Genomic DNA, 9733 nt, shown 5'->3' on the forward strand with positions numbered 1-9733 from the left:
GGGTGAGAAGGGGCGCCGCGAACGGACAGCGCCCCCGTGTCACTCGCCGACCGGCCTGGGCTCGGGCCGCCCGCCGCGCGGGGCGGGCCGCCGGCCGGCCGGCTGCTGCGGCGCGGGGCGCTCCACCCGTTTCGGCACGTCCCGCGTCTGCGGTGAGGTGGGCGAGACCGTGAGAGGCGTGCCGTAGTGGCTGATCTCCAGGGCCTCGCCGTCCGACTCCGGCATCGAGTACACCGCCTTCGACCCGGTGATCTCCACCCGCAGGTGGCGTTTCTGGATCTGTACGTTGAAGGCGAGGCGGCTGAGCTGTTCCGGCAGCCGGGGGGCGAAGGCGAGGGTGTCGCCGTGGTGGCGCATCCCGCCGAAGCCGGAGACGAGCGCGATCCAGGTGCCGGCCAGGGACGCGATGTGCAGGCCGTCCCGGGTGTTGTGTTCCAGGTCGGAGAGGTCCATCAGCGCGGCCTCCCCCAAGTAGTCGTACGCCAGCTGCACATGGCCCGTCTCGGCGGCCATGACGGCCTGGGTGCAGGCGGACAGCGACGAGTCCCGTACGGTGATCGCCTCGTAGTAGGCGAAGTTACGGGCCTTCTCCTCGGCGGTGAAGGCGGCGCCACGCACATGCATGGCGAGCACCAGGTCCGCCTGCTTGACCACCTGCTTGCGGTAGAGGTCGAAGTACGGGAAGCGCAGCAGGAGCGGGTAGTCGTCCTCCCCCGTCGAGGCGAAGTCCCACATCTGGTGGGCGGTGAAGCCCGCCGACTGTTCGTGGACACCCAGGTCCCGGTTGTACGGCAGGGCCATGCGGGTCGCCGCGTCGCGCCACGAGGCGCTCTCCTCGGTGTCCACGGAGAGCCGTACGGCGTCCTCGGGATACCGGTCGCAGGCGTCGGCGGCGGCGCGCAGGTTCTCCTGCGCCATCAGGTTCGTGTACGTGTTGTCGTCCGCGACGGCGCTGTACTCGTCGGGTCCCGTGACGCCGTCGATGTGGAACACGCCGGTGTGGTCGTGGTGGCCGAGCGAGCGCCACAACCGGGCGGTCTCGACCAGCAGTTCCACCCCGACCTCCCGGTCGAACATCTCGTCGTGGGAGGCGGCGGAGTAGCGCGCGACGGCGTCGGCGATGTCGGCGTTGATGTGGAAGGCCGCGGTCCCGGCCGGCCAGTAGCCGGAGCACTCCCCGCCGTTGATGGTCCGCCAGGGGAACGCCGCCCCTTTCAGGCCCAGTTGGGCCGCCCTCTCGCGGGCGGCCGGCAGGGTGGAGAACCGCCATCTGAGGGCCTGGTCGACGGCCTTGGGGGCGGTGTAGGTCAGCGACGGGAGGACGAAGCTCTCGGTGTCCCAGAAGCAGTGGCCGTCGTAGCCGGGGCCGGTCAGCCCCTTGGCGGGGATGGCCCGGCTCTCCGCGCGGGCCCCGGCCTGGAGCGTGTGGAACATCCCGAACCGTACGGCCTGCTGGATCTCGGTGTCCCCTTCGACCACGACGTCCGCCTGCCGCCAGAAGCGGTCCAGGTAGGCGCGCTGCTCGGCGACCAGGCCCGCCCAGCCGGTGCCCATGGCTGCGGCGAGGGCGCCGTCCACCTGGTCGTGCACGGCGGGCAGCGAGCGGTTGCCCGACCAGCCGTACGCCACGAACTTCTCCAGCCGCAGCCGCTCGCCGGGGCCCACGTCGCCGGTGAAGGTGACGCGGCTCAGGTTGTCGCCGCTCTCACAGAAGACGCCGGTCTCGCGGGGCCCCTCCACGATGTGGTCGGCGGACGCGGCCACCCGCAGCCCGCTGCGCTCGGTGCGGTGCACCAGCCGCAGCCGCCGCCCGTCCGAGTAGTGCTCCTCGGGTACGAGGGGTGATTCCAGGGCCGCCGCCGCCCGGGGGTCCCCGCCGGCCGCCGGGAGCTGTTCGTTGGCGACGAGTTCCGACTGGAGGACGATGCTGACCTCGGCGTCCACCGCCTCGACCTCGAAGGAGATGGCGGCGATGGCCCGCTGGGTGAACGAGACGAGGCGGGTGGAGCGTACCCGTACGGTACGGCCCGCCGGGGACGTCCACTCGACCGTGCGGTGCAGCAGCCCCGACCGGAGGTCGAGGACCCGTTCGTGGTGGCCCAGGCGGCCGTAGCGCAGGTCGAAGGGCTCGTCGTCCACCAGCAGCCGGATGATCTTGCCGTTGATGGTGTTGATGACGGTCTGGCTGGACTCCGGGTAGCCGTAGCCGGCTTCCGCGTACGGCAGCGGGCGCAGCTCGTACACCCCGTTCAGATACGTCCCCGGCAGGCCGTGCGGTTCGCCCTCGTCCAGGTTCCCGCGCCAGCCGACGTGCCCGTTGGAGAGGGCGAAGAGCGATTCGCTCTGCGGCAGGGCGTCCAGGTCGAGGGCCGTCTCGCGCAGGCACCACGGCTCGACGGCGTACAGCGGATGACTGATCACGCCCGCTCTCCCAACAGGTCGGCGAGGTCGTCCACGACGACGCTCGCGCCATGGCTCTTGAGGGCCTCGGCCTGGCCGGTGCGATTCACCCCGATGACGAAGCCGAAGCCGCCGGTGCGGCCGGCGTCCATGCCGGCCAGGGCGTCCTCGAAGACGGCCGCGTGTTCCGGGGCGACGCCGAGGGCGCGGGCGGCGGCGAGGAAGGTGTCGGGTTTGGGCTTGCCCGCGAGGTGCTGCTCCTGGGCGACCCCCGCGTCGATCCGTACCTCGAACAGGTCCTCGATGCCGGCGCCGATCAGGACGTCACGGCAGTTGGCGCTGGACGAGACGACCGCGCGGTGGATCCCGGCGTCCTTGACGGCGCGGACGAACCGGACCGAGCCCGGGTACGCCTCGACGCCCTTGGTCCTGATGTCCTGGAGGAGGAGTTCGTTCTTACGCTCGCCGAGGCTGCGGACGGTGTCGCGGTCCGGCGGGTCGTCCGCGCTCCCCTCAGGCAGTTCGATCCCACGGGAGGCGAGGAAGGAGCGGACCCCGTCGGCCCTGGGGAGCCCGTCCACGTACTCGTCGTAGTCGGCGACCTTGTCGAAGGGGCGGTAGCCGGGCCCGTCCCGCCGCTCCAGGAAGCCGTCGAACGTGGTCTTCCAGGCTGTCGCGTGCAGGGCCGCGGTGGGCGTCAGGACGCCGTCGAGGTCGAAGAGGCACGCCTGGATGTGCGCGGGGATTCCGAGGCCGGGGGATTCTTCTGCGGTCATGGTCCTGCCCTTCACACGAATCACACGGATCACACGAAGCGGTCACCCGCCATGTCACCAGGCATAAATGCGGGTGATGATCTCCTGCCGCGGCACCTCGTCGGGGCCCGGGTGGCTGACCATCACCGGTACGTCGCTGGGATCACGCCCTTCCACCCAGTCGAACCCCTCGGCGTGCCCCGTGCTGACGTGGGCGTCCCGCTTCCGGAGGACTTCCTCGCAGCGCCGCAGCTCCTCGGCGTCCGAGGCCGTCCAGATCATGCACTGGAGCCCGATACCGCCGAGCGTGTGAGGAGCGTTGGATCCGAGGGCCCGCAGATAGAGCTGGCAGCCCGACGACGCGTCGACCATCAGGGCCGCCGTGGTGGTCCGCAGGGAGACCTCGAGCCCCAGCAGGTCGCGGTAGAAGCTCGTGGACTCGTCGAGGTCGAACACGTACAGCACGCAGGACGCCAGCTTCATGAGAACCAACCTACGCCGGGCCCACCGGTCCCGCTCGACCCTTGCACCCGCTTATGCGCCCCTTATTCGGTTTCGGCGCGGAAGGAGCAGAATGAGGAGAGGACAGCCCCTTGGAGGCGCACGATGACCCGTACCCGCTCCCGCTACTCGCCGGACCGCGGGCTGACCACGCGCATGGTGACGACCATGTTCCTGATCGGTCTGCTCTACGTGGTCCTCGTGGGTGTCCTGATCGCGCTGCTGAAGGGCGCGTGGCCGATCATCCTGATCGTCGCGGGCGCCCTGTTCGTCGCGCAGTTCTGGTTCAGCGACCGCATAGCCGCCTTCGGGATGGGGGCGCACGAGGTCACCCCCGAGGAGGCGCCCGAGCTGCACGGCGCCATCGACCGGATCTGCGCCCTGGCCGACATGCCGAAGCCCCGGGTGGCCATCTCGCGCAGCGACATCCCGAACGCCTTCGCCACCGGCCGCAGCGAGCGCACCGCGCTGGTGTGCGCCACCACGGGGCTGCTGCGCAGGCTGGAGCCGGAGGAGCTGGAGGGGGTGCTGGCGCACGAGATGTCGCACGTGGCGCACCGCGACGTGGCCGTCATGACCATCGCCTCGTTCCTGGGGGTGCTCGCCGGTGTCATCACCCGGATCGCGCTCTGGAGCGGGGTGAGCCGCAGCAGCCGTGACGCGGGCCCGGCCGGCCTGGCGATCATGCTGATCCCGCTGGCCAGCGCGGTGGTGTACGTGCTCGGCTTCCTGCTGACCCGGATGCTGTCGCGCTACCGCGAGCTGTCCGCGGACCGTACGGCCGCGCTCCTCACCGGCCGCCCCTCGGCCCTGGCCTCCGCCCTCACGAAGGTGAGCGGCACCATGGCGCGGATCCCGACGGAGGACCTGCGGAAGGCGGAGCCGTACAACGCGTTCTTCTTCGCTCCCGCGTTCTCCTCCAAGGCGAGCCTCGGGCGGCTGTTCTCGTCGCACCCGACGCTGGAACAGCGCCTGGAGCAGCTGGCCAGGATCTCCACCGAACTGGCGCGGTAGATCTCGTACCACCGGTAGTTCACGTACCCCGGTAGTTCTCGTACCCCCGCCGTCCGCACCCTTTGCCCGGAGGAGTTGGTCCCGTGGGTCTGCTCGACACCATCCTCGGCCGCAGCAAGCCGGTACGCCCCGATCTCGACCAGCTCTTCGCCCTGCCGTCCGCCGCGATCACCCTCCAGGCGGGCGCCGGATTCACCCCCACCGGCCTCGGCTCCGTGTGTTTCGCGGGGGTCGAGGGCGGGAGTTTCGCCCGGATCCGGGAGGACGTACGGGAGCTGCTGGACGCGGACACCGGGCGGGACGCCGGTCAGGGCGGCCACCCGGTGGAGTTCAGCCAGGACGGCTACGGCTACACCTGGCTCCTCGCCCGGCAGCCGGCCGACGACCTCGGCGCCCTGGTGAACGACCTCCACGCGGTCAACACGCTGCTCCAGGACGGCGGCTTCGGGCCGCAGCTGCTCTGTTCGCTGGTCGGCTTCAAGGACGCCGAGCAGCGGCCTCTCGCGCTGGTCTACCTGTACAAGCGCGGCACGTTCTACCCGTTCGCGCCGCTGCCCGGCGGCTCCGAGAAGCGGGACAGCCAGCGGGAACTCCAGGTCAAGGCCGTGATCGGCGACGACCTGCGGATGGAGGCCGACCTGAGCCGCTGGTTCCCGGTCTGGGGCGCGCCGGGACTGGCCGTCAGCCCGTCCGGCGAGTGAGGATCAGAGGGGTGGTACGGGGGTGGACGCGGGCGCCCGTGTCGGCGGCGGTCAGCGCCCGGTCCAGGAAGCGCAGGCGGCTGCGGTTGCGCCGACGCTCGCAGGTCGCCCAGCTGCCGAAGACGACTCCGAACACGAGCATCAGCAGCGCCGTGGACCACAGCCCCTGGAGGGCCCACAGCGCCGGGGGCACCGCGAGGGCGGGGACGAGGACGGCGAACAGCCAGGGGTGGCTCTCCAGCCTGTGCCGCCGGTGGGCCACCAGCCGGCGCAGGGCCGCGCGTTCGCGCGGGTCCCCGGGGATCCTGCCGCGTACCAGGTTGCGCTCGGCGTTTCTGCGCTCCAGCCACCGCTGTGTTCCGTACACGTCCACGCACTCCCCTCGGGCACCGGTATGGATCGTGTCCTGCGGGTACCCCCGAAAAGCGCGGGTAGGCCCGGGTATGGGCGCCCGGTTCACCCGTCCGGCGGCGGGGCTTCCGCCAAAGGTCCCGTCGGACAAGAGGCGCAGGTCCCGCGCGCTGCGGCCCGGGGCCCCTTGTCCGGGCCCTCACGCTCCGTGAGGCTGGAACCAGAAGTGTTACGTGTCCCTGGATCGTGTTGCCTGTCCCTCGATCGGACCTACCGTCGTGTTCGAACCCACCGGCTCCACCTCGTGGCGCATCGCGCTGCCGCACAGTGCGGCGGCCGTGCCCATGGCCCGCGCCCTGATCCGTACGGCACTCCTGGATCTGCGCGCCCCGGCCGACAGCGACGTGGCGGAACTGCTCACCGCGGAACTGGTCGCCAACGCGGTGAAGCACACGGAGGGGGACGGGATCGAACTGGTCGTGGAGCTGCTCCCGACCGGCTGCCAGGTGGAGGTGCACGACCGCGACCCGGCGCCGCCGTCGGGCACGTCGCTCCCCTGGCCCCCCGTCGAGCCCGGGCCGTGGCCCGACCCGTGGGCGGAGAACGGCCGTGGTCTGCTGCTGATCAGTACGCTCAGCTCGGACTGCGGGCATCGCGTCACGGAGCGGGGCAAGGCGGTCTGGTTCACCCTCCCCGTGGACCAGGTCGAGGTCCAGGTCCACGAGGCGTGCGGGCCTCAGGAGACGCGGGAGACGCCGGGGACGCGGGAGTGCCGGGAGGTGTGCGAGGAGCCGTCCTGCTCCGGCCGGTGAACCGCGCCGGGCCGGACGGCACCGGATCGGACAGCGCCGGGCCGGACGGCAACAAGTCGGACGAGATGGCCCCTCTCAGGACGCGTCCGCCAAGGTGGCGACCAGGACCGCCTTGATCGTGTGCAGCCGGTTCTCCGCCTCGTCGAAGACGACCGAGTGCTCGGACTCGAACACCTCGTCCGTCACCTCCAGCTCGGTGAGCCCGTGCCGCTCGTGGATCTCCTGCGCGATGCTCGTGCCCAGGTCGTGGAAGGCCGGCAGGCAGTGGAGGAACTTCACGTCCGGGTTGCCGGTGGCGCGCAGCACGTCCATGGTCACCGCGTACGGGCGCAGGGCCGTGATCCGTACGTCCCACACCTCCTTCGGCTCCCCCATCGACACCCAGACGTCCGTCGCCACGAAGTCCGCGCCGGGCAGCCCCTCCGTGACGTCCTCGGTGAGGGTGAGCCTGGCCCCGCTGACCTCCGCGGCCTGCCGGGCGAGGGTGAGGATCTCGTCGGCAGGCCAGTACTCGCGCGGCGCGACGATCCGTACGTCCATCCCCAGCAGCGCCCCGGTGACGAGGTACGAGTTGCCCATGTTGAAGCGGGCGTCGCCGAGGTAGGCGAAGGCGATCTCGTGCAGGGGCTTGTCGCTGTGCTCCGTCATCGTGAGCACGTCCGCCAGCATCTGGGTGGGGTGCCAGTCGTCGGTGAGACCGTTCAGGACGGGCACGCCCGCGTGCGCGGCCAGCTCCTCGACCGTCGCCTGGGCGTCCCCGCGGAACTCGATGGCGTCGTACATCCGCCCGAGGACGCGTGCGGTGTCCTTCGCCGACTCCTTCTGCCCGATGTGCGAGCCGGCCGGGTCGATGTACGTGGTGGAGGCGCCCTGGTCGGCCGCCGCCACCTCGAAGGCGCACCGGGTGCGCGTCGAGGACTTCTCGAAGATCAGCGCGATGTTCTTCCCGCGCAGGCGCTGGACCTCGGCACCCGCCTTCTTCGCGGCCTTCAGCTCGGCGGCGAGGGCGACCAGGCCGCGGAACTCGTCCGCCGTGAAGTCCAGCTCCTTGATGAAGTGGCGGCCTGCGAGGTGTATCGCCATGGGACTGCTCCTGAACGAGAAACGGGACGAGGCTGGAACACTAGAAGCTGGAACTATATACGAGGGGACGTATTGCTATACGGCGGCTTGTTCGGGGTGGCCGCGGGCTCAGCCGACGGCGTCGCGCTGGATCGGGCAGCTCATGCAGCGCGGCCCGCCCCGCCCCCGCCCCAGCTCGCTGCCACGGATCTCGATCACCTCGATGCCCTCCCGCCGCAGATAACTGTTGGTGGTGACGTTGCGCTCGTACGCGACCACCACACCGGGCTCGACGGCGAGCACGTTGCACCCGTCGTCCCACTGCTCCCGGGCCGCCGCGTGCACGTCCTGCACCGCCGTCAGCACCCGGATCCGGTCCAGCCCGAGCGCCGCCGCGATCGCCCGGTGCATGTGCTCCGGCGGATGGTCGGTGACCTTGAGCTCGTTGCCGCCGCTGCCCGGTTCGATGGTGTACGAGCGCAGCATGCCGAGGCCCGCGTACTGGGTGAAGGTGTCGGCGTCGACCATCGTCATCACCGTGTCGAGGTGCATGAACGCCCGGTGCTTGGGCATGTCCAGCGCCACGATCGTGGTGGCGGACCCGGCCGCGAACAGGCCCCTGGCCAGCATCTCCACGGCCTGCGGGGTGGTGCGCTCGCTCATCCCGATCAGTACGGCTCCGTGCCCGAGGACCAGGACGTCCCCGCCCTCGATCGTGGACGGGTAGTCGTCCTGCCCCTCCGACCAGTGGTGGAAGGGGCCTGCCGCCGGGTCGGTGAAGAGCGGATGGTGCTTGTAGATCGCCTCAAAGTGCACGGTCTCGCGCTGCCGGGCCGGCCAGCGCATGGCGTTGATGGACACCCCGTCGTAGATCCAGGCCGAGGTGTCCCGGGTGAACAGGTGGTTGGGCAGCGGGTCGAGGAGGAAGTCGTCCGGCTCCATGACATGGAACCGGACCGACGTCGGCTCGGCGTGCCGCTCCAGGAACTCCCGCTTGGTCATCCCGCCGACCAGCGCCTCCACCAGCTCCGCCGTCGGCAGCCCGTCGAAGACCGCCCTGAGGTGGTCGGTGGCGAGCGGACCGTACTCCTTCTCGTCGAAGACCCGGTCCAGGACGAGCCGCCGGGCGGGCGGCAGCTCCAGGGACTCGCGCAGCAGGTCCCCGAAGAGGTGCACCTCCACCCCGCGCTCGCGCAGCACCGCCGCGAAACCGTCGTGCTCCTCCTGGGCCCGGCGGACCCACAGGACGTCGTCGAAGAGCAGCGCGTCCTTGTTGCCCGGGGTCAGGCGCTTCAGCTCCAGATCGGGGCGGTGCAGTATGACGCGGCGCAGCCGCCCGGTTTCGGAGTCGACGTGGAATCCCATGTCCCCATCCTCACCGCACGACGCGCCGTTCACGCGAAGAACGCACCACCGTCCGCCGAATCGCGGGCCATGTCACAGCCCCGGCCAGGTCACAGCCGGGGGTCCACCGGCTCCGACTCCAGGGCCAGCACCGCGAAGACCGCCTCGTGGACGCGCCACAGCGGCTCCCCCTCGGCGAGCCGGTCCAGGGCCTCCAGGCCGAGGGCGTACTCCCGCAGCGCCAACGACCGCTTGTGGCCGAGGAACCGGTTCCGCAGCCGGGCCAGGTTCTCCGGCCGGGTGTACTCGGGGCCGTAGATGATCCGCAGGTACTCCCGGCCGCGCACCTTGATGCCCGGCTGGACGAGCCGTCCCTTCTCGTCCCTGGCGAGTGCCTGGAGCGGCTTGACGACCATGCCCTCGCCGCCGCGCTCCGTCATCTCCAGCCACCAGTCGGTGCCCGAGCGGACCGATTCCTCGTCGCCCGTGTCGACGATCAGCCGCCGGGTGACCTGGAGCAGGCCCGTCGGGTCGTGCTCCACCAGCCGGTCCAGCCAGGCGAGCTGCTGGTCGTGCGGGACGGCGGCGAGGCTGCGGCCCCGTACCGCGAGCAGCTGGAACGGCGCGAGCCGCGCGCCGTCCAGGCCGTCCGTGGTCCAGCAGTAGCGGCGGTACGCCTCCGTGAACGCGGCGGCGTCGACGGCCCGTTCCCGCTGGGCGGCCAGCAGTCCCGCCGCGTCGACGCCCCGGGCCACGGCGGCCTCCAGCGCCTGGGTGACCGCCGGGAAGGCGG

The 9733-nt window shown here is 71.2% G+C and carries 9 protein-coding genes and 1 pseudogene; 3 read left to right on the top strand and 7 right to left on the bottom strand.

Going from position 1 to position 9733, the window contains the following annotated elements; translation table 11 throughout:
• Positions 1 to 39 precede the first annotated feature (39 nt).
• Genes GT042_RS37355 through GT042_RS37365 form a run of 3 tightly spaced genes read right to left on the bottom strand, consistent with a single transcriptional unit; the run spans position 40 to position 3638 of the window.
• On the bottom strand, positions 40 to 2421 hold the full coding sequence (locus GT042_RS37355; RefSeq protein WP_161313109.1) for a glycosyl hydrolase family 65 protein: 2382 nt from the start codon (positions 2419 to 2421) through the stop codon (positions 40 to 42).
• Positions 2418 to 3176, bottom strand: coding sequence for a beta-phosphoglucomutase family hydrolase (locus GT042_RS37360; protein ID WP_161313110.1), 759 nt, complete (start codon positions 3174 to 3176; stop codon positions 2418 to 2420). Before GT042_RS37360 ends, GT042_RS37355 begins: the two co-directional genes overlap by 4 nt.
• A 54-nt stretch (positions 3177 to 3230) precedes the next feature.
• Positions 3231 to 3638, bottom strand: a complete 408-nt coding sequence (locus tag GT042_RS37365) for a VOC family protein (protein WP_202534791.1) — start codon at positions 3636 to 3638, stop codon at positions 3231 to 3233.
• A 123-nt stretch (positions 3639 to 3761) separates the two neighbouring features.
• Between GT042_RS37365 and htpX the strand changes: the two genes are divergently transcribed.
• Positions 3762 to 4670: a zinc metalloprotease HtpX gene (gene htpX, locus GT042_RS37370; RefSeq protein ID WP_161313111.1), complete on the top strand. Its 909-nt coding sequence runs from the start codon at positions 3762 to 3764 to the stop codon at positions 4668 to 4670.
• 83 nt (positions 4671 to 4753) lie between these two features.
• Positions 4754 to 5371 carry a hypothetical protein gene (locus tag GT042_RS37375; RefSeq protein ID WP_161313112.1) on the top strand — a complete coding sequence of 206 codons (618 nt, stop codon included), beginning with the start codon at positions 4754 to 4756 and terminating at the stop codon, positions 5369 to 5371.
• On the opposite strand, the gene GT042_RS37380 is transcribed toward GT042_RS37375, so the two are convergent.
• The gene (locus GT042_RS37380; protein WP_161313113.1) at positions 5352 to 5738 is read right to left on the bottom strand and encodes a hypothetical protein; all 387 of its coding nucleotides are present in this window, start codon (positions 5736 to 5738) and stop codon (positions 5352 to 5354) included. The genes GT042_RS37375 and GT042_RS37380 overlap by 20 nt on opposite strands.
• A gap of 262 nt (positions 5739 to 6000) precedes the next feature.
• On the opposite strand from GT042_RS37380, the gene GT042_RS37385 reads away from it, so the two are divergent.
• Positions 6001 to 6534: an ATP-binding protein gene (locus GT042_RS37385; RefSeq protein WP_345944065.1), complete on the top strand. Its 534-nt coding sequence runs from the start codon at positions 6001 to 6003 to the stop codon at positions 6532 to 6534.
• Positions 6535 to 6609: 75 nt separating this feature from the next.
• Here GT042_RS37385 and argF read toward each other — a convergent pair whose 3' ends face one another.
• The 3 genes and pseudogenes from argF to GT042_RS37400 form a co-directional block, all read right to left on the bottom strand.
• Entirely contained in the window at positions 6610 to 7617 is a 1008-nt protein-coding gene (argF, locus tag GT042_RS37390) for an ornithine carbamoyltransferase (protein WP_161313114.1), read from the bottom strand.
• Positions 7618 to 7725: 108 nt separating this feature from the next.
• Positions 7726 to 8961: an arginine deiminase gene (locus GT042_RS37395; protein WP_161313115.1), complete on the bottom strand. Its 1236-nt coding sequence runs from the start codon at positions 8959 to 8961 to the stop codon at positions 7726 to 7728.
• Between the two features lie 89 nt (positions 8962 to 9050).
• A pseudogene (locus GT042_RS37400) lies at positions 9051 to 9733 on the bottom strand (polynucleotide kinase-phosphatase); the annotation flags it as partial.

This window comes from Streptomyces sp. SID3212 (assembly GCF_009865405.1).
Classification (GTDB): Bacteria; Actinomycetota; Actinomycetes; order Streptomycetales; family Streptomycetaceae; genus Streptomyces.

Coding starts and splice junctions, on each gene's coding strand:
- GT042_RS37360 (WP_161313110.1), bottom strand. CDS start 3,176: ATGACCGCAGAAGAATCCCCCGGCCTCGGAATCCCCGCGCACATCCAG.
- argF (WP_161313114.1), bottom strand. CDS start 7,617: ATGGCGATACACCTCGCAGGCCGCCACTTCATCAAGGAGCTGGACTTC.
- htpX (WP_161313111.1), top strand. CDS start 3,762: ATGACCCGTACCCGCTCCCGCTACTCGCCGGACCGCGGGCTGACCACG.
- GT042_RS37365 (WP_202534791.1), bottom strand. CDS start 3,638: ATGAAGCTGGCGTCCTGCGTGCTGTACGTGTTCGACCTCGACGAGTCC.
- GT042_RS37395 (WP_161313115.1), bottom strand. CDS start 8,961: ATGGGATTCCACGTCGACTCCGAAACCGGGCGGCTGCGCCGCGTCATA.